The following is an 18,513-nucleotide window of genomic DNA, read 5'->3' as shown; positions in this document are numbered from 1 at the left end:
GGGACGTGGTGCACGTGGCGATGGCAGCACGCGGAGCTAACTCGAGAAACCGCTATGAGCAGACGGACCAAACCGTCGACGCTCGATCCTAGACACCGATAACGCTCCAGCCGAACACATCGTCATGCGGTAACCAACCCGCGAATGTCAGCCTGACACTGCCAGTCGAAAACGACTCGCCACCACCACTCACACCACGACCGGACCGGCACCCGATGAGCGGCCCCCGGAACCACACGGGCCCAGGAGCCGCTCATCTCTGCCCTCTTGACAATCCAACCTACATATCAGCGGTGACGTGCGCGGCGGAAGATCCAGTGCCGCAGCATACTGAAGCGCACGGCGGTGGCCAGGAAGCCGGACAGCGTGGTGGCCACCAGCTCGTCGCCCACGCTTGCATCCGGATTGAACCAGTGCAGGACGCCCAGGCTGCTCCCCGTGATCACCAGGGCAACGGCAATCACCACCAGGCCATCGAGGTGGTCACGGGTACGGCGCTGCTGGCTTGCAATTTTGAAGGTCAGCCACCGGTTCAGGGCCGTGTTCAGCAGGGACGTGAGAACCAGGGCCACGGCATTGGCCAGCTGGGCGCCAAGCCACGGCCGCAGCAGCGCGTAAATCCCCAGGGACGCCGCCGTGCAGATGACGCCGACGCCGGAGAAGCGGATCAGCTGCCGGATGACGGGAAAGCGCAGGATCCCGCGGTAGTGCCTGGTGGCGGGAAAGCGGTGGCTGGTGGTCTCGGGGATGGCGGGGGCGGACGTACCGTCCCTCACGCGGCGTTACCGGGGACCGCCGGCATCAGTACAGCTCGCCCACAGGGATGTCCACTGCCAACCGGTTGGACGGCCCGGGCAGGGGGCATGCCCACGCTTCGTTGTAGGCGCAGGAGGGGTTGTAGGCAAAGTTGAAGTCCAGCACGAACGCGGCGCCCGGCCCGGTGCCGCTGACTCCGTGGAATGCGCCCTTGAGGGTGTCCAGCAGGTAGCGCCCCGCCCCGTAGCTTCCGCCCGGCTGGCCGGCCGTGGCGTCGCGGAACGGAACGAAGATACCGCCGCCGTATCCATGGATCTTCCACACCCCCAGCTGGCCCATTTCCGGAAGGTCGAACGTGCCGAGCCGGACAAAGTGGACCACGCCGTCGGTTCCTGTATCCACGCTCAGCTCCCGGCCCGCGCCTTCCTTGGTGAGCGGGACGTGGAACCGGTAGATGGGATCGTAGTCGGCTGTTTTCAGGCCGGAAAAGCGTGCCTTGTCCGCCGCAGTCAGCGCTGAAGCCGGATGCGTGGCGAACATCAGGTCGCGCTGATGGCGCCAGTATGAGTGCGCTTCGGACGGGCTTTCGGCTGAGATCCGGCGGACGGTGTCGTAGAGTGCGAAAGTCCGGAGCCGCCAGTCGGCGATGTCCAGGGCGGATATGTCCGCGGGATTCTCTTCGGCTGCGCCGTGCTGCTCTTCCGACATAGTCTCCAGCCTAGTCCCAGCCCGGGGTGATAAAGGTCCGACGGCGACACGCCGGGCAGCTGCCGCGGCCGGCGGGCCGGTTGCCTGGCGGCTGAGGGGCCGCGCCGGGGGCTGCAGGAAACACCTCCGCGACAGGCAGGAGAGGAGGAGCAGCCCCCATTAGGCTGTGTCCCATGACAGGTTCGCCAGCAAAGGCTGTTCTTTCCGGTATGGCCCTGGCGGCCGCCGCGGTTCTGCTGGCCGGTTGCTCCGGACCCCAGGCCGGCAGCCCGGCCTGGACCGCGCAGCCGGAACCTTCCCGAACAGCAACGTCGGGGCCAGCAACTTCCGGAACAGCGTCGCCTTCGGCAGGCAGCGGCACCGCATCCGCCCCGGCTCCTTCCGGGGAACCCCAGAGTGTACCCACGGCAGCGTCGTGGAAGACGTTCTCCGATCCCGCGAAGACGGTCAGCTTCGATTTGCCGTCGGACTGGATCGCCCAGTCCGTGGCGCCGGAGGAAGGCGTCCTGCCCGGCGGACTGAAGGTTGACGTGAAGAAGCCCGACGGGACCTTTGTGGCCTCGCTCCGGACGGGACTGCCGCCGTCGTCCGCTGAGTGCCCGGAAAGCGCACGGCACCCGTATACGGTGATCAGCAGCGTACCGTTTGATCTCGCCGCAGAGGGCGGCGACGGAACCATCCCGCCGCGCATGGTCTACCGGGTGATCCAGGGCTACCGGTTCTTCGGTTCCTACGGCATCACCAACCTGGCGGGTGGAACTGACGGGCAGGCGTGCGTCCTGCGCAATGTGGTGCGGGGACCGGCCGCCAAGGGGGACTATTCGTTTGGCGACCTTGTGACCCTCAAAGCCTTCGCGCCGGAGGAGAAGGTGGCTCCGGCGAAGGCCTTCGACACCCTGGGCCAGGCGGCCCAGTACGTCAGCGAGAGCCCTGACTTCGCCAACGTGCAGCGGATGCTAATGTCGCTGAAGGTCAAAAACTAGTCCCGCTGCCGGCGCTCACCAGATGCCGGGGCACCCGACTTGCCGCCCGCCCCCACACCCCCGGAGAGACATGGAACGCACTGTTTCCGCACGCCTGGCCTTCAGGACCATCGCCAACACCAAGGTTGCCATGGCCATCGCCGTGGCGAGGAACAGCGGCTACTCCTCCTTTGAAGAATCACTGTCCGTCCTGGCCGGCGGAGCGGAGGTTCCACTCACGGAAGTTTCGGACCACCACGGCGGCCGGTTCCACTACATGGAGTTCGCCGGGGCCACCGAGGTCACTGTTGAATATTCGGCCAGGGTGGCAGGACGGGCCGTGCCAGAAGAGGCCAGCCTGGCCGACCGCATCCGTTACGTCCGTCCCAGCCGTTATGCCGAGTCGGACCGGCTGCTGCCCACTGCCTACGCCGAGTTCGAAGGTGTCCAGGGGGCGGACCTGGTGCATGCGGTCCGCGACTGGGTTAACGGCGAATTGCGGTACATCAGCGGTTCCTCCCGCGGCACGGACGGTGCGGTGGAGACCCTCCTCAGCCGGCGGGGTGTTTGCCGGGACTTCGCGCACTTGGCCATTGCCCTCCTGCGGTCCAAGGACATCCCCGCCCGTCTCGCGGCGGTCTACGCCCCCGGCCTGAACCCCATGGATTTCCACGCGGTGGCGGAAGCCTATGTGGAGGGGGCCTGGCACATCATCGACCCCACGGGGCTTGCCCCGCGGGAGTCGATGCTGCGTATCACTGCGGGCCGGGACTCGTCGGACACGGCCTTCCTTTCCACGGTTGGCGGGAGCCTGGTGTTGAACCAGCTGCGCGTGACCGCGGTGGTCAACGGGGACCTGCCCGCCGAGGACCCCGCCCGGCTGGTGCAGCTGGGCTAGCGCTTCCCCAGGGAGTTCCGCAGCTTGTCCGTAAGGCGCTTGAGCTCCTTCTGTTCGGCGGCGGTCAGCGCGGGACCCACCAGGGCCGAGATGTCCCGGACATGCTCCCGGCCAATCTCCTTCTGCAGTTCCCGTCCCTCGTCCGTCAGCTTGAGCAGTACGCCGCGGCCGTCATCGGGTGCCGGCATCCGCGCTACCAGTCCCCGCTTTTCGAGCCGCTCCACCAGCCGGCTGAGGCTGGACTGGCTCAGCAGGACGTTGTCGTTGAGTTCGTTGAGCCGCAGCCAGCCGGACGGGCAGCGGGAGAGCGTGAACAGCACGTCGTATTCATTCACGGCCAGCTTCCGGAACGCGGGTCCGGCCTGCAGTTTCCGCATCACCGCTACCTGCGTTCGGAACAGTGACTCCCAGGTTTCCGCCGCAAGCCGCACCGGCGATTCCGCTCCTCCCGCAGCCATCACGCCTCCGAGGTGGCTTTGTCGGCGTCCTGGGATGCCGCCTGGGAGGCCGCCGCAGACGCCTCCTGCGATGCCAGCAGGGCAGCCACGCGGCCGGCATGGGTGGGCGGCTCCGGAACGTGCGCGGGCTTGAGGGCCGCGTACTCCTTGCGCAGGACCGGCAGGACTTCCTCGCCGAACAGGTCCAGCTGCTCCAGGACGGTCTTCAGCGGCAGGCCGGCGTGGTCGATCAGGAACAGCTGGCGCTGGTAGTCACCGAAGTACTCGCGGAAGGTCAATGTCTTTTCAATGACCTCCTGCGGGCTGCCCACGGTCAGCGGGGTCTGCGACGTAAAGTCCTCAAGGGAAGGGCCGTGGCCGTAGACGGGGGCGTTGTCAAAGTACGGGCGGAATTCCTTGACCGCATCCTGGGAGTTCTTCCGCATGAAGAACTGGCCGCCGAGGCCCACGATCGCCTGGTCCGCCTTGCCGTGGCCGTAGTGTTCGTACCGCTCGCGGTAGAGGCCGATCAGCTGCTGGTAGTGCTCCTTGGGCCAGAAGATGTTGTTGGCGAAGAAGCCGTCGCCAAAGTAGGCGGCCACCTCGGCGATCTGTGGAGTGCGGATGGAGCCGTGCCAGACGAAGGGGGCAACGCCGTCGAGCGGACGGGGCGTTGAGGTGAAGTTCTGCAGCGGGGTACGGAACTTGCCGGACCAGTTCACCGTGTCCTCGTCCCACAGCTTGCGCAGGAGGCTGTAGTTCTCGATGGCCAGCTCCACGCCGTCCTGGATGTTCTTGCCGAACCACGGGTACACCGGGGCCGTGTTGCCGCGGCCCAGGACCAGGTCCACGCGCCCGTCCGACAGGTGCTGGAGCATGGCGAAGTCTTCGGCGATCTTCACCGGGTCATTGGTGGTGATCAGCGTGGTGGCCGTGGAGAGGATGATGCGTTCGGTCTGGGCTGCGATGTAGGCCAGGGTGGTGGTGGGGGAGGAGGAGAAGAAAGGGCGGTTGTGGTGCTCGCCGATGGCGTAGACATCCATGCCGATTTCCTCCACCTTTTTGGCGATGGCGACCGACGCCTTGATGCGCTCGTGTTCGGTGGGGGTACGGCCCGTGGTGGGGTCCGTGGTGATATCGCTGACGCTGAAAACACCGATTTGCATGGCGTGCCTTTCCGTTCCTGGGCTTGGGGCTTGGTTCCAGTGTAGACCAATGTAGATGCATTTGCATCTATCGCCGGGTATAACGGAGTCGTGCTGGAAATATTCCGCTGATTTATTAGGCGTCGCCGGGAGCGGCGCGCCGGCCGGTGACCTTGGGCACTTGTCCGGTGGTCCAGTCCCTGAACTCGGCGTCGATGTCGGAACCCGGGCCGCCCTGTGGACGGGCCTGCAGGTCCCGCAGCAGCGCCCTCTTCTCCCGCCGCCCCTCCACCAGCCGGTAGAGCACCGGCACCAGGATCAGGGTCAGCGCCGTGGAGGACACCAGGCCGCCGATTACCACCACGGCCAGCGGCTGGGAGATGAACCCGCCGCCACCCGTGAGGCCCAGGGCCATGGGGGTCAGCGCAAAGACGGTGGCAAGGGCTGTCATGAGGATTGGCCGGAGGCGCTGCCGGGCGCCGTTCGTGATGGCGTCCGCCACGTTCATGCCGGGCCGGCCGTCGCGGGGCTGCCGGTACTGGTTGATCAGGTCGATCAGCACGATCGCATTGGTGACCACGATGCCCACCAGCATCAGCATGCCGATGAGCGACGGCAGGCCCAGCGGCACCCCGGTGAGCAGCAGCAGGGCCACCGCGCCGGTCGCCGCGAACGGAACCGAGACCAGCAGGATCAGCGGCTGAATGAGGGACTTGAAGGTGGCCACCATGATCACGTACACGATGGCGATGGCTGCCAGCAGGGCCAGGCCCAGTTGCCGGAAGGACTCCGCCTGCTGGGTGGTGGCCCCGCCGATTTCGGCGGTGACTCCAGGCGGCAGCTGGACGCCAGCCATGCGCTTTTGGACTTCGGTGTTCACGGCGCCCAAGTTGGAGCCCGACGGCGTAATGGACACCTTGGCGGTGCGCTCACCGTTGCTGGAAGTGATGGAGACGGGGACGTCCACCTGCTCCACGGATGCGATGCTTCCCAGCGTCACCGGCCGGCCGCCGGCGGGTAACGGGATGTTCCGGACCGCATCGATGCTGGTGAACTTCGTACCCTGGCCGATCCGGACGGGGAAGTCATTGGTATCAATCCGCACCGTGCCGGCCGGGATAGGGCTGATGGTGGAGGCGAGGACACCGGCCACCTGTTCCTCGTTCAACCCGGCGGCAGTGGCTTTGGCCCGGTCCACCTTGACCTGCACCACGGGGTTGCTGGCTGCGAGGTTGCTGGCCACCTCGCTGGTGCCCGGGACGCCCGTCATGGCCGCCACCATGGTGTCGCTGGCTGTCCGCAGGTCTGCGCTGGAGGCAGCCTTCAGCGTGATGTCAACGGTGGATGAGGTGCCGAGGCCGCCCTGCTGGGTTCCTACGGAGACCTTTCCGGAATCGGGAACCTTGGCGAGCTCCGACCGTACGGTGTCCTGGAGGCGTTCCTGGTTGGCCTTTTCGTCCGTGACCACCGTGAATGTCGAGTTTGAGGATCCGGTGGAGGTGAGTGCGGCGAAGCCGGCCTGCGCGTTGCCGGAAGTAACCTGGACGTCCTTGATGCCGTCGATGCCGCGCAGGACCCCTTCGAGGCGGATGGCGGCGGCACTGGTGTCGGCCAGGCTGGTCCCGGCCGGGAGCACCTGGCGCACGGTCAGGCTGTTCTGCCCCGAGTCTCCCAGGAGGTTGGTGGCCAGCAGCGGCGTCATGGCACCGGTGGCGCCGAGCACCAGGACAGCCGCCACCAGTGTGATCACGGGATGCTTCTGCGTGGACCGGAGGATGGGGAGGTAACCGCGCTGCAGCCGGCTGCGCTGCTCGGCGTCGTGGGCCCTGGCCTTGGCCTCGTCGGCCATGCGCCGGGCCTCGACGGAGCCTGCGGGCGCGACGGCGGGGCCACCCTTGGGATTCTTGAGGAACCAGTAGGCCAGCACCGGAACGATCGTCAGCGACACCAGCAGCGACGCCAGCAGCGCCATGGTGACCGTCAGGGCGAACGGCCGGAACAGTTCACCGGCCAGTTCACCGACGAATGCGATGGGCAGGAACACCGCCACCGTGGTCAGGGTGGAGGCAGTGATCGCGCCGGCCACTTCCCTGATGGCGGTGAGGATCGCCGTCGACTTTTCCTCCCCGTAACTGAGGTGTCTCTTGATGTTTTCGATGACGACGATCGAGTCGTCCACCACGCGCCCGATTGCGATGGTGAGCGCGCCGAGCGTCAGGATGTTCAACGAGTAGCCGGTGCCGGACAGGCCGATGAACGTGATCAGCAGTGACAGCGGAATGGACACTGCCGTGACCAGCGTGGAGCGGGCGGACATCAGGAAGAGCAGAATGACGGCGACGGCGAACCCAAGCCCCAGCAGGCCTTCCGTGGTGAGGTCCTTGATGGACTTTTCGATGAAGGGTGCCTGGTCGAAGACGGGGGTGAACTTGGCGTTGGAGCCCAGTTCAGCCTCCAGTTGATTCAGGGAGTCCCGCACGGCGTGGGAAATCGCCACCGTGTCGCCCTCGGGCTTCTTGGTCACTGAGACGGCAAGGGTCTCTGCCCCGTTGGTGCGGGTGATGGAGGTGCGCTCATCGTCCTTGAGGGAAACATCGGCAACCGAACCGATGGTCGCGGCGTTCTTCGCGCCAGCCAGCGGCAGGGCCTTGATGGCGTCGAGGGAGTCAACCGGGCTGCCGACCTGCAGCGAGAGGGTCCTGCCCTGGTCCTCGAGGGTCCCCGCAGGCACCAGCGCACCGTTGTTGGACAGGGCGTCGCGGATGGCGGTGACGCTTGTCCCTGCCGCGGCGATGGCGTCGGCCCGCGGGAGGATCTCGATGTGCTGGGAGGCGCCGCCCGTGACATCGGCACTGCGGACGCCGTCGATCTTCTGCAGCCGGGGGACGCTGAGGCGCTGCAGGTCGGCGTTCAGTTCGCTCAGCGGCTTGTCCGACGAAACGGCGAGGAAAACGATGGGAAAGTCGCTGATGCTTCCGGCGATGGCCTGCGGCTGGACGTCGCTGGGCAGGGTCCGCTTGGCGTTGGAAATGGCCCGGTCGATCTGGTTCCGGGCCCGGTCCAGGTTCGACCCGTAGGTGAAGACCATGGTGATCTGGGAGACGCCGGTCCGCGACGTGGAGGAGGTGGATTCCAGCCCCTCCACGCCGTTGAGCGCCTTCTCCAGTGGACCGCTGACCTGCTTGTCCACTACTTCCGGTGATGCGCCCGGCATGGAGCTGAGCACCGTGATCTGCGGGAACTCAATGGAAGGAATGAGTTCCTGCTTCAGCGAGGACATGGTGATCACGCCGAAGACCGAGGCAAAGACAGTGATCAGCGCGATCAGGGCCCGGTTCGCCAGGGAAAGGTGCGCCAGCCGGAACATGGGTGGTCTCCTGAGGGGTTAAGTGACTGGTACATGCCCTGGGGGGTGCCAGCCGCTGGCCCCGGCAGGGTCAGTGGCTGGCGGAAACACTCTCCAGCTGGAGGGACTTGGCCGTTGCCCGCTCCAGCTCGGCGGCGAGGTCCGGATTCTCATCCAGCTTCACCCCGTAGCCGGGCATCATGTCCTGGAGCTTGGACTGCCAGCCCTTGAAGTTCTTGGGGAACGTCTTCTGGAGCAGCTCGATCATGATGGGGACAGCGGTCGACGCCCCCGGCGAAGCGCCCAGGAGCGCACCGATGGAGCCGTCACGGCCGGCAATCACTTCCGTGCCAAACTGAAGGATGCCGCCCTTCTGCGGGTCTTTCTTGATGATCTGTACACGCTGGCCGGCGGTGATGAGTTCCCAATCCCTGCCCTTTGCCTCGGGGTAGTACTCGCGCAGCGCCTCCACCTTCTGGTCGTGCCGCTTGACCACTTCCTTCACCAGGTAGGCGGTGAGGTCCATGTTGTCCTTGGCCACGGCCAGCATCGGGATGATGTTGCCCGGGCGGATGGACAGGGGCAGGTCCAGGTAGGAGCCGTTCTTCAGGAAGTTGGTGGAGAAACCCGCGTACGGGCCGAACAGGAGGGAACGCTTCCCGTTGACGTAACGGGTGTCCAGGTGCGGGACCGACATGGGCGGGGCGCCCACCGAAGCCTGGCCGTACACCTTGGCGCTGTGCTGTGCGGCGATAGTCTCATCAGTGCAGCGGAAGAACTGGCCGGAGACCGGGAATCCGCCGTAGCCTTTGCTTTCCGGAATGCCGGATGCCTGGAGCAGGTGCAGGGCCCCGCCGCCGGCGCCGACAAAGACGAACTTGGCGTGGATCTTGCCGTGTTCCCCGGACCGGGGGTACTTCAGCGTCAGGTCCCAGCCGCCGTCGGACGCGCGGGTGATCCCGGTGACGTCGTGGCCATAGTTGATTTCGACGCCGTTGTTCCCGAGGTAGGTGGTCAGCTCGCGGGTCAGGGCGCCGAAGTCGACGTCGGTGCCCTCGGCGGCACGGGTGGCGGCAATGCGCTGCTGCGGGTCGCGGCCCTTGACGATCAGTGGTGCCCACTTGGCGATCTGGGCGTGGTCTTCGGAGTATTCCATGCTGCGGAACAGGGGGTGCGGCTTGAGCGCCTCGTACCGGGTCTTCAGGAACCGGGTGTGGTCCTCGCCGATCACGAAGCTCATGTGCGGGACGGTGTTGATGAAGCCCTTGGGCGAACCGATGAGGCTGTTGTCCACCAGGTGGGACCAGAACTGGCGGGAGAGCTGGAACTGTTCGTTGATGAGCAGTGCCTTGGCGGGGCTGACCGAGCCGTCTTTGGCTGCGGGGGAGTAGTTGAGTTCGCAGAGGGCGGCGTGGCCCGTTCCTGCGTTGTTCCAGGGATCCGAGCTTTCGAGCCCGGGCTGGTCCAGGCGTTCGAACAGGGAGATGGTCCAGTCCGGCTCCAGCTGCTTGAGGAATGCCCCCAGCGTGGCGCTCATGATGCCGCCGCCTATCAGGACAACGTCGGCGTGTGGGGTCTTGGAAATGAAGGTCACGATCAGTCTCCGATTGCAGCGGCTCTGGCTGTCACAGAATATCCCCGGGCAGCCCGCATACTGAAATTGGCCCGGCCCGTCAAGGCTTTAGCTGTACCTTGGTGAAAACTTCATTTAAGACCGGTGATGCGGGGTAGCTCAGCACGCGGTCCGACAAGGCCAGTGCGGAGATCGGGAAGGCGATGGGAACAGCTGGCACCGTGGCCGCGATCTGGGCGTTGATGGTGTGATAAAGCTCATCCCGCTCCTTGCCGTCAGGCAGTCCCCGCGCCCGGTTGATCTTCGAAAAGACCTGCGGATCCTGGTACCCGAATTCGCCGTTTTTCTCCCCAAAGAGGGGGCCTACGAAGTTGTCGGCGTCGGAGTAGGAGCCGTTCCAGCCAAGGATATGGAGCGCATGGTCGCCGGTGGACTGGACCTTTTGCAGGTAGCCGTCCGACCAGTCAACGGGAACGGGCTTGATGTTGAACCCGACGGCGGTGAGCTGTCGGCTGAGCTCGGCATAGACCTTTTCCGGGGTGGGCAGGTAGGGCCGGGTGACATTCATGGGGTAGTAGAACTTCAGCTCCTCGCCCGCGTATCCGCCTTCCTTCAGGTAATCCTTGGCCTTCGCCGGATCATGGCCGAGTTCCGGCGCCTCATTGTTGAAGCCGCTGATCTTGGGCGGGACAAACTGCGTGGCCTTGGCAGTGTTGTCGATGAAGAACTTCCGGATCAGCGTTTCCTTGTCGATCGCGAGCTCCACCGCCTGCCGGATCTTCTGGTTCTGGAGGACCGGGATGTCCTGGTTCAGGCCCACGTACATCACCGAGAACGGGTCGCGTTGCACGATCTGCTTGCCACGCTTGACCAGCTGGTCGAAATTCCCCACGGTCACGGCGTCGTAGCCGTCGATCGTGCCGTCCAGCAATGCCTGGAGGCGGGTTTGGGGGTGGTTGTAAGCCAGGAAATTGATGGTGGCGATCTGGCCCCGGTCGCCCCAATATGTCTTGTTGCTGGCCAGCGTGACGTTGTCGGTGCCCCACGCGGCAAGGGTGAAGGGGCCGGTGCCGACAGGGTTCGTGGCGAACGCGGACATCGCCTGACCGCCCCGGTTCTGGTCCAGGATGTCCGCTCTCCCCGCGGCGAGGGCTGCAGGGGATGCGATGGCGAAGGCTGGGAGGGTCAGTGCCTGGAGGAAGGCCGTGAACCGCTGGGTGAGGTCTATCTGTACCGTGTCCGGCGCCAGCGCCGTGCAACTCTTGAAAATCGATAATCCGGGCTCGTCGGAATATGCCTTGAACACGCCCTTGAAGGAGCTGCCCGGCGCCTGCTTCCGAAGCTCCGGAGGAAACGCGAACCAACGGTTGAAGTTGGTGCAGACGGCGTCAGCATTAAACGGGGTGCCGTCCTGGAATGTAACCCCGGTCCGGAGTTTGAAGGTGTAGGTCCGGCCTTCGTTGGAGTCGCTCCATTCCGTCGCCAGCAGCGGGGTGGGCTTGCCGGTGGTCTGGTCCACCCCCACCAGGCCTTCCAGGATCTGCCGGGTGATGCGCTGGGACTCCACGTCATTCGACAATGCAGGGTCCAGTCCCAGGGGCTGGGCGGCGGTGCCGAAACTGAACGTGGCCTCAGGCTCCGTCGGCGTGGAGGTGGACGGCCCGGACGTGGGGGAGGGGGCCGGCATGCCAGTGCACGACGTCACGCCCAGCGCCATGAGGACGGCGCCGGCCTTGATGACCGTCCGCCGCGATGTACTGCTGGGCACTCGTTAATCACCTCTGGATGCTGCCGGCTCCGCCGCTTGCGGGCCGGGATCCAGTCTAGGGGACAGCGCCTGCGGCCCGCCCCAGTAAGCGCGTGACGCGCCAGGGCCGGGTCCGCCGGGTTGCCGGCGGACCCGGCCCTGTGTCGGGGCGGGGGAGAGTGCTTACTTGGGCATGAGGACTGAGTCGATCAGGTAGACCGTTGCGTTCTTGGTCTTGACGCCGCCGCAGATGACGTTGGCGTTGTCCACCTTGAGGGTGTCGCCGCTGCCGGTCACAGTGACGGAGCCGCCCTCAACCGTGGCGTGCGTCCCGGCGATCTTGTCGGGGGTGATCTGGCCGGGAACCACGTGGTAGGTCAGGATCTTGCTCAGCAGTGCATCGTCCGTCTTCAAGGTGTCGATGGTGGCGGCGTCGACCTTCTTGAAGGCGTCATCGACTGGTGCGAAGACCGTGAACTCGCCGCCGTTGAGCGTGTCAACCAGGTTGACCTTGGGGTTCAGCTTGCCGGAAACCGCCGCGGTAAGCGTGGTCAGGATGGGGTTGTTCGAGGCTGCGACGGCCACGGGGTCCAGCGCCATGCCCTCCACCGAACCTGCGCCAGTGGGAACCTGCTTGGCGTAGGCCGCGCAGCCGGGTCCAACCAGGTTGGCGGCCGGGGCCATGCCTGCTGCCGGGGAGCTCGCGGACGGGGACGCCATGCTGGAGCTCGACGGCGATGCCATGCTGGAGCTGGGGGCCGATGACATCGGCGCCGACGACGCCGTGGAGCCGGAGGTGCTGCCGGAACCGCCACATGCCGTGAGGCTGAGCAGTGCCGCCGCTGCAACGCCTGCGACGGTGAAAGTTGTGCGCTTGAAGGTCTGCATTGGGTTCTCCTTGGATCGTTTGCCTGCCGCCGACGGACGGTGTGTTCGGGGCGTGCAGCCTGCCTTGGGGTGGGCACCTGCCCTTGGCCGGTGTCTCAATGGCTATTCGGCCGGTGGGCAGCGGCGGATGGGTGGATCTTTGGAGTTTCTCGGTTCGTCGCACCAATGCGGCAGCAGGGTTGCCGCATTGGTTAACGCAAGAATCCCCCGGCCGGAGCCGGGGGATTCCCTGTGCGCAAGGGGGGACTTGAACCCCCACGCCCGAAGGCACAGGAACCTAAATCCTGCGTGTCTGCCAATTTCACCACTCGCGCGCGGCTTCCTGGCGTGAACGCGAAAACGTTCGACGGCGGATGCCAGTGTCCATTGTAGCGTTGCGCCGGGCAAGGTCCCCGGCAGCTGCGGGCCGGGTCAGGCGTCCAGGTTGAGGTCTCGCCGGAGTTTGGCCACGTGGCCGGTGGCCCGGACGTTGTACTGCGCAAGCGCCACCTTGCCGTCAGGGCCCACCACGACGGTCGATCGGATCAGGCCTTCATAGGTCTTGCCGTAGTTCTTCTTTTCGCCCCAGGCGCCGTAGGCCTCGGCCACGGCATGGTCCGCGTCTGAGAGCAGCGGGAAGGTCAGCGACTCGTTGGAGGCGAACTTTGCCAGTTTTTCGACGGGATCGGGGGAAATGCCAAGGACGTCGTAACCGGAGGCCTGCAGCGAGGCAAGGCTGTCCCGGAAATCACAGGCTTCCTTGGTGCAGCCCGGAGTGGAGGCCGCCGGGTAGAAGTAGACGATGGTGGAGCGGCCGGGCCGGGGAGCCAGGCTGACGTCCTTGCCGGTGGAATCCTGCAGGGTGAAAGCGGGCGCATTGTCCCCGGTAATGAGTCTTTCAACCATTGTTTTTCTCCTTGTTGCGGGCGGGACACAACAGCCTAGTAAGCAGGTGGAGCGAGTGCTAATCGGCATTTGGCTATACTTGCTGCTATGCCTGATATGGATCACTGGCCCACAGGGCGCCTTCTGTCCACTGCTGCGCGACTCGTTGAGCACTCCTGGAATGAAAAACTCGGCGCCATCGGACTCACGCATGCCGGTGTTATCGCCATCGAAGTCCTTGCCGCGCAAGGGCCCATGACCCAGGCCCAGCTTGCCCAGTACGTCCGCGTGCAGGCCCAGACCATGGGCAAGACGCTCAGCCGGCTTGAGTCCCACGGCCACATTGCGCGTGTCCGCAGCACCTCGGACCGCAGGAGCCACGTGGTGTCGCTGACCGAGCAGGGCAAGGAAGCCGTTGCCCAGGCCGTGGAGATGGAGCGCTCCGTCCTGGCCTCTGCCTCGATAGACCCCGAACTGCTGCGGCAGGAACTCAAGGCTGTGGTCCGGGAACTGGCCAGCCAGTTTTCCACCACGCCCAGCAACGCCGGAGCCCTCATGGACAAGGTCGCCAAGTAGCCGTCGGCGCTACAGACCGTATAAGGAAAGCGTGGCCCTGGCTTGCAAAGCCGGTGCCGCGCTTTTTTGTGCCCGGCTGGACGGTCAGCCGCCGAACCTCTCCGTCCAGCCCCTCCACCACCATCCATTGCTGCGTAGCTGCCCTCTTGGGTCCCGAAAACGGCAGTTACGGAGCAACCGATGATGGGGGCCCGGCCTGAGCTTTGCGAAGGTGGGCAATTGATGATGCAGGCCGGCAAAACAAAACAGCCCCCGGTTTGTGTTTCCACAAACCGGAGGCTGTTTTCCCAGTGGTGCACCCCCCGGGACTTGAACCCGGAACCCATTGATTAAGAGTCAATTGCTCTGCCAATTGAGCTAGAGGTGCATCTTATTTGCTTTCATCCCCGGGCTATTTCTTTCCCGTTGATCTCCGCAACGACATGAAACTCTACACGAACTTCCGGTGCAAGTGAAATCGGCTCTGGCGGAGGCATTCGCTTCACGGAGAGAGCCGCAAAACCAGCACGAAATCAGGGTTTTGGTTGTTCGTCAGCAGCCACAAGCCTCCGCTGGGGGTCCGAATTACGTCCCGGATCCGGCCATACTTGCCTGTGAAATAGGCCACAGGACTGCCGGCTTCCGTTCCATGCAGCGGTACAGCCCAGAGCCTTTCGCCCCGAAGCGCACCGAGGTAGGCAATTCCGCCGAGGATTTCCAGCCCGCTGGGGGACGACTCGCTGGTCGAGGGCCATACGGCTTTTGCATCCTGGAAGCCGGGGCGGTGCGGCGCCCCGGTGACGTCCGGCCAGCCGTAGTTGGCACCGGGCAGGATCAGGTTCAGCTCGTCGTCCACGTCGGGGCCGAACTCACTGGCCCACAACCGGCCGGATTCGTCCCATGCCAGGCCCTGGACGTTCCGGTGGCCAAGGCTGTAGACGGCGTTTCCGAAGGGGTTGCCGGGCGCGGGTCTGCCGTCCGCACTGAGCCGAAGGATCTTCCCGCCCAGGGCTTTGGGGTCCTGGGGCTGCTCGCGGCGCTGGGCGTCGCCGGTGCCCACGTACAGGAAACCGTCCGGGCCAAACCGGATCCTGCCCCCGTTATGGGTGTTTGCTTTTGGGATTCCTGAAAACACGGTCTGTGGCTGGCCCAGCGTCAGTGAACCGTCCGCGTTGGCATCGACGGTAAGCCTGACCACCCGGTTGTCCTCCCGCGTAGTGGTGTAGGCATAGAGGAACCGGTCAGCGTCAAAATGCGGCGAGAGCGCCAGGCCCAACAGCCCACCCTCTCCGGCGGGGGCCACCTCCGGGACTTTCCCGAGGATTGTGGCCTTGCCGTTTCGGACAGCCTTCAACAGTGCGGTCCCGCGCTCGGAAATGATGGCCGTGCCCTCCGGAAGGAATACCGCCGCCCAGGGCGTGTCCAGCTGCAACTCCAACCGCTCCTGCACCGTGGGCGGCGGAAGGGTGGGCGCAGGGACTGCGACGGCGGCTCCTGGCGACGTCTCGCCGCCGGCAGGGCTTGTGATGGGCGCAGGAGGCCCCAAGGTGCCAGTGCAGGCGGCCAGCGCCAGGCACAACGCCAGGCAAGGAAGGACGGCCGCAACATGGCGGGCCTTCCTGCTGCTAGAGCCGTTTGCGCCGTGGAGCGCGGAAGCCCGCAGCCTCCGCATGCGCGGCGGATTCAAACCAGACTTCCGCCCGGGTCTGCTCATAGTCGGGATGACCTTCTTCGTAGTAGACCATTGCTGCGGCATCACCCTTGACGGTGTAGTCCGAAGGTCCGCTGCCATCGGGGCCTGCCGCAGCCGAACCTGCGCCGTACGGCTCATCGGCTGCCAGGTGCCCGGCCGGCTCGGGGGCAGCTGTGGTCTGTTCCTGGGCGAAGTCCTGTCCCTGCCCGGATGGCTGGTGCTGGTTCACTGATCCTGGGTTGTCCGCCCGGCGCTGGGGCGCCTGGCTGCCGGCGAGCCCGCCAGCTGCCGTACCGCCGTCGTCCACTCCCTCCACGGCGGCCGTTTCTGCGCCGGGAAGCGTGGGGGCGTGGGGTGCCGTGTATTCGTCATGGTGGACGGGCTGGGATGCAGCGGGGATTGCCTGACCGGAGGGCGCATCGGCGCCCGCGCCGGACTGGGCCGCCATCTGCGGGGGAGCTGCGGCCGCCCCGGTAACCGAGGAGCCGGACCGGGGCCCGGCTCCGGCCTCGGACCACTGGGTTTCCCATTCACCCTGGCCGGCAGCCTCGTCTACGGTGTTGTCCTGGGGCGAAGTGGCTGTGCCGGAAACGCCGTGGCCAGCTGCCTCGTCCGCCGGCTCGGTAGGCGCGGGAGCAGAGGGACGTGCCGGGGGAGCGGAAGAGGCGGACGACTCGGCCGGCTCCTCGGCCGTGACTGGCGGGGCAGGCTCGGCGGCCTTCCCGAAACCAGCTGCTGTTGGGATGCCGGTGGTCCCCGCAGCCGCCGCCGACGCGGCGGCACTCCCCCCTTCAAGGGCTCCATCGGCACGGGTTCCGTCGGTCCTTGCGCCGGCTGACGTTCCGCCCGGCGAATTGGCGGACTTGTTGCGTTTAAGCAGCCACCAGACGATGACGGCAATGACGACTACGAGGATGATCCAGAAGACAATGTCCATTTGAGGCCCTTCGGTACGGGTGGCGGGTGTCCTGTCCCCGACGCTACGTCGGGTCCCCACTGCTGTCCATAGATGCCGTGGGGCGCGGGAGAGGGCGTGATGGAAAGCTGGCCCGGTCGCACCCAGGTTCACGACCCAGCGTGTCTCAATATATGAGATGAACGTCCATTATTTGGCACCTACTTTCGGTATTTTCCCCAAAACCGGGCGCCGGCGGTCGTTCAGCCACTGTTCGAGCCCTAGACTTTCCCCATGAGTGACAGCCGGAGCGCAACCGATACCAAGCCTGACATCAAGCCGCGCAGCCGCGTCGTAACCGACGGGATCCACGCAGCCCCTGCACGTGGCATGTTCCGTGCCGTTGGCATGGGGGATGACGACTTCGCCAAGCCCCAGGTGGGCGTGGCGAGCTCCTGGAATGAGATCACCCCCTGCAACCTTTCGCTCAACCGGCTGGCGCAGGGCGCCAAGGAGGGCGTGCATGCGGGCGGCGGTTTCCCCATGCAGTTCGGCACCATTTCAGTCTCCGACGGCATCTCCATGGGCCACGAGGGCATGCACTTTTCCCTGGTCTCCCGCGAAGTCATCGCCGACTCCGTTGAGACTGTCATGCAGGCGGAGCGGATTGACGGCTCCGTGCTCCTGGCCGGCTGCGACAAGTCCCTGCCCGGCATGCTCATGGCAGCCGCCCGCCTGGACTTGGCCAGCGTGTTCCTTTACGCCGGTTCCATCATGCCGGGCTGGGTCAAGCTGGAGGACGGCTCCGAAAAGGAAGTCACCCTGATCGACGCCTTCGAGGCAGTTGGTGCCTGCGCCGCCGGCAAGATGAGCATGGAAGACCTGACCCGCATCGAAAAGGCCATCTGCCCGGGCGAAGGCGCCTGCGGCGGCATGTACACGGCCAACACCATGGCCTGCATCGGGGAGGCCCTGGGCATGTCCCTGCCGGGCTCTGCCGCCCCGCCGTCGGCAGACCGCCGTCGTGATGAATTCGCCCGCAAGTCCGGCGAAGCCGTCGTCAACCTGCTGCGCCTGGGCATCACGGCCCGGGACATCATGACCAAGAAGGCCTTCGAGAACGCCATCGCCGTCACCATGGCCTTCGGCGGCTCCACCAATGCCGTCCTGCACCTGCTGGCGATTGCCCGCGAAGCCGAGGTGGAACTGACCCTGGACGACTTCAACCGCATCGGCGACAAGATCCCGCACCTGGGCGACCTCAAGCCATTCGGCCGCTACGTCATGACCGACGTCGACAGGATCGGCGGGGTGCCGGTCATCATGAAGGCACTGCTCGACGCCGGCCTGCTGCACGGCGACTGCCTCACCGTCACCGGCAAGACCGTCGCCGAGAACCTGGCAGCGATCAACCCGCCGGACGTTGACGGCAAGATCCTGCGCGCGCTGGACAACCCCATCCACAAGACCGGCGGCATCACCATCCTGCACGGCTCGATGGCTCCCGAGGGCGCGGTCGTCAAGAGTGCCGGCTTCGACGCCGATGTCTTTGAAGGCACCGCCCGCGTCTTCGAGCGCGAGCAAGGCGCGCTGGACGCGCTGGACAACGGCCGGATCCATGCCGGCGACGTCGTGGTCATCCGCTACGAAGGCCCCAAGGGCGGACCCGGCATGCGGGAAATGCTCGCGATCACCGGCGCCATCAAAGGTGCCGGCCTGGGCAAGGACGTCCTGCTCCTCACCGACGGCCGGTTCTCCGGTGGCACTACAGGGCTGTGCATCGGCCACGTTGCACCGGAAGCTGTCGACGGCGGTCCCATCGCCTTCGTGCAGGACGGAGACAGGATTCGGGTGGACATCGCCGCCCGCACCTTCGACCTCCTGGTGGACGAAGCGGAACTCGAGGCCCGCAAGGTGGGCTGGAAGCCCCTCCCCGCCAGGTACACCAAGGGCGTGCTCGCCAAGTACGCAAAGCTGGTGCACAGCGCAAGCCAGGGCGCCTACACCGGCTAATGCCTTCCCCGTCGTGCGGCGCTGGGCGCCGTA

General features: G+C 65.7%; 15 protein-coding genes and 2 tRNA genes. 4 read left to right on the top strand and 13 right to left on the bottom strand.

Going from position 1 to position 18,513, the window contains the following annotated elements:
* Positions 1 to 287: 287 nt before the first annotated feature.
* Entirely contained in the window at positions 288 to 776 is a 489-nt protein-coding gene (locus J7I84_RS18190) for a GtrA family protein (RefSeq protein ID WP_214945922.1), read from the bottom strand.
* A 25-nt stretch (positions 777 to 801) separates the two neighbouring features.
* Positions 802 to 1,464, bottom strand: a complete 663-nt coding sequence (locus tag J7I84_RS18185; RefSeq protein ID WP_214945921.1) for a DUF1684 domain-containing protein — start codon at positions 1,462 to 1,464, stop codon at positions 802 to 804.
* 173 nt (positions 1,465 to 1,637) lie between these two features.
* On the opposite strand from J7I84_RS18185, the gene J7I84_RS18180 reads away from it, so the two are divergent.
* Positions 1,638 to 2,447, top strand: a complete 810-nt coding sequence (locus J7I84_RS18180; protein WP_251046759.1) for a hypothetical protein — start codon at positions 1,638 to 1,640, stop codon at positions 2,445 to 2,447.
* A gap of 70 nt (positions 2,448 to 2,517) precedes the next feature.
* Positions 2,518 to 3,324, top strand: coding sequence for a transglutaminase family protein (locus J7I84_RS18175; RefSeq protein WP_214945920.1), 807 nt, complete (start codon positions 2,518 to 2,520; stop codon positions 3,322 to 3,324).
* Here J7I84_RS18175 and J7I84_RS18170 read toward each other — a convergent pair.
* From J7I84_RS18170 to bcp, 8 genes are all read right to left on the bottom strand, one after another.
* Positions 3,321 to 3,782 carry a MarR family winged helix-turn-helix transcriptional regulator gene (locus tag J7I84_RS18170; RefSeq protein WP_214945919.1) on the bottom strand — a complete coding sequence of 154 codons (462 nt, stop codon included), beginning with the start codon at positions 3,780 to 3,782 and terminating at the stop codon, positions 3,321 to 3,323. The two genes, J7I84_RS18175 and J7I84_RS18170, sit on opposite strands and share 4 nt — an antisense overlap.
* Positions 3,782 to 4,927, bottom strand: a complete 1,146-nt coding sequence (locus J7I84_RS18165; RefSeq protein ID WP_214945918.1) for an LLM class flavin-dependent oxidoreductase — start codon at positions 4,925 to 4,927, stop codon at positions 3,782 to 3,784. The genes J7I84_RS18170 and J7I84_RS18165 overlap by 1 nt, the downstream gene beginning before the upstream one ends.
* Before the next feature lie 115 nt (positions 4,928 to 5,042).
* Positions 5,043 to 8,273: an efflux RND transporter permease subunit gene (locus tag J7I84_RS18160; protein ID WP_214945917.1), complete on the bottom strand. Its 3,231-nt coding sequence runs from the start codon at positions 8,271 to 8,273 to the stop codon at positions 5,043 to 5,045.
* A 70-nt stretch (positions 8,274 to 8,343) separates the two neighbouring features.
* Complete coding sequence (locus J7I84_RS18155; protein WP_214945916.1) at positions 8,344 to 9,846, bottom strand: malate:quinone oxidoreductase; 1,503 nt, start codon at positions 9,844 to 9,846, stop codon at positions 8,344 to 8,346.
* 79 nt (positions 9,847 to 9,925) lie between these two features.
* Positions 9,926 to 11,593: an ABC transporter substrate-binding protein gene (locus J7I84_RS18150; RefSeq protein WP_396020084.1), complete on the bottom strand. Its 1,668-nt coding sequence runs from the start codon at positions 11,591 to 11,593 to the stop codon at positions 9,926 to 9,928.
* A 162-nt stretch (positions 11,594 to 11,755) separates the two neighbouring features.
* The gene (locus tag J7I84_RS18145) at positions 11,756 to 12,460 is read right to left on the bottom strand and encodes a fasciclin domain-containing protein (RefSeq protein ID WP_214945915.1); all 705 of its coding nucleotides are present in this window, start codon (positions 12,458 to 12,460) and stop codon (positions 11,756 to 11,758) included.
* A 232-nt stretch (positions 12,461 to 12,692) separates the two neighbouring features.
* Positions 12,693 to 12,774, bottom strand: a tRNA-Leu gene (locus J7I84_RS18140).
* A gap of 97 nt (positions 12,775 to 12,871) precedes the next feature.
* The gene (gene bcp, locus J7I84_RS18135) at positions 12,872 to 13,345 is read right to left on the bottom strand and encodes a thioredoxin-dependent thiol peroxidase (protein WP_214945914.1); all 474 of its coding nucleotides are present in this window, start codon (positions 13,343 to 13,345) and stop codon (positions 12,872 to 12,874) included.
* Between the two features lie 96 nt (positions 13,346 to 13,441).
* On the opposite strand from bcp, the gene J7I84_RS18130 reads away from it, so the two are divergent.
* Positions 13,442 to 13,900, top strand: coding sequence for a MarR family winged helix-turn-helix transcriptional regulator (locus J7I84_RS18130; protein WP_214945937.1), 459 nt, complete (start codon positions 13,442 to 13,444; stop codon positions 13,898 to 13,900).
* Between the two features lie 291 nt (positions 13,901 to 14,191).
* Here the strand turns inward: J7I84_RS18130 and J7I84_RS18125 are convergent.
* The 3 genes from J7I84_RS18125 to J7I84_RS18115 all read right to left on the bottom strand — a co-directional run bounded on the left by J7I84_RS18125 (position 14,192) and on the right by J7I84_RS18115 (position 16,509).
* A tRNA-Lys gene (locus tag J7I84_RS18125) sits at positions 14,192 to 14,267 on the bottom strand.
* A 114-nt stretch (positions 14,268 to 14,381) separates the two neighbouring features.
* Positions 14,382 to 15,551 carry a PQQ-dependent sugar dehydrogenase gene (locus J7I84_RS18120; protein ID WP_396020083.1) on the bottom strand — a complete coding sequence of 390 codons (1,170 nt, stop codon included), beginning with the start codon at positions 15,549 to 15,551 and terminating at the stop codon, positions 14,382 to 14,384.
* Complete coding sequence (locus J7I84_RS18115; protein WP_214945912.1) at positions 15,505 to 16,509, bottom strand: hypothetical protein; 1,005 nt, start codon at positions 16,507 to 16,509, stop codon at positions 15,505 to 15,507. The genes J7I84_RS18120 and J7I84_RS18115 overlap by 47 nt, the downstream gene beginning before the upstream one ends.
* 252 nt (positions 16,510 to 16,761) lie before the next feature.
* Here J7I84_RS18115 and ilvD point away from each other — a divergent pair, with 252 nt between their 5' ends.
* Positions 16,762 to 18,480 (top strand): dihydroxy-acid dehydratase, encoded by a 1,719-nt coding sequence (gene ilvD, locus J7I84_RS18110; protein WP_214945911.1) that lies wholly within the window; start codon positions 16,762 to 16,764, stop codon positions 18,478 to 18,480.
* Positions 18,481 to 18,513: the final 33 nt, after the last annotated feature.

The sequence above is a fragment of the Arthrobacter sp. ISL-85 genome, from assembly GCF_018613675.1.
Classification (GTDB): domain Bacteria; phylum Actinomycetota; class Actinomycetes; order Actinomycetales; family Micrococcaceae; genus Arthrobacter.
This window is presented reverse-complemented; position numbering and strand designations above follow the sequence as displayed.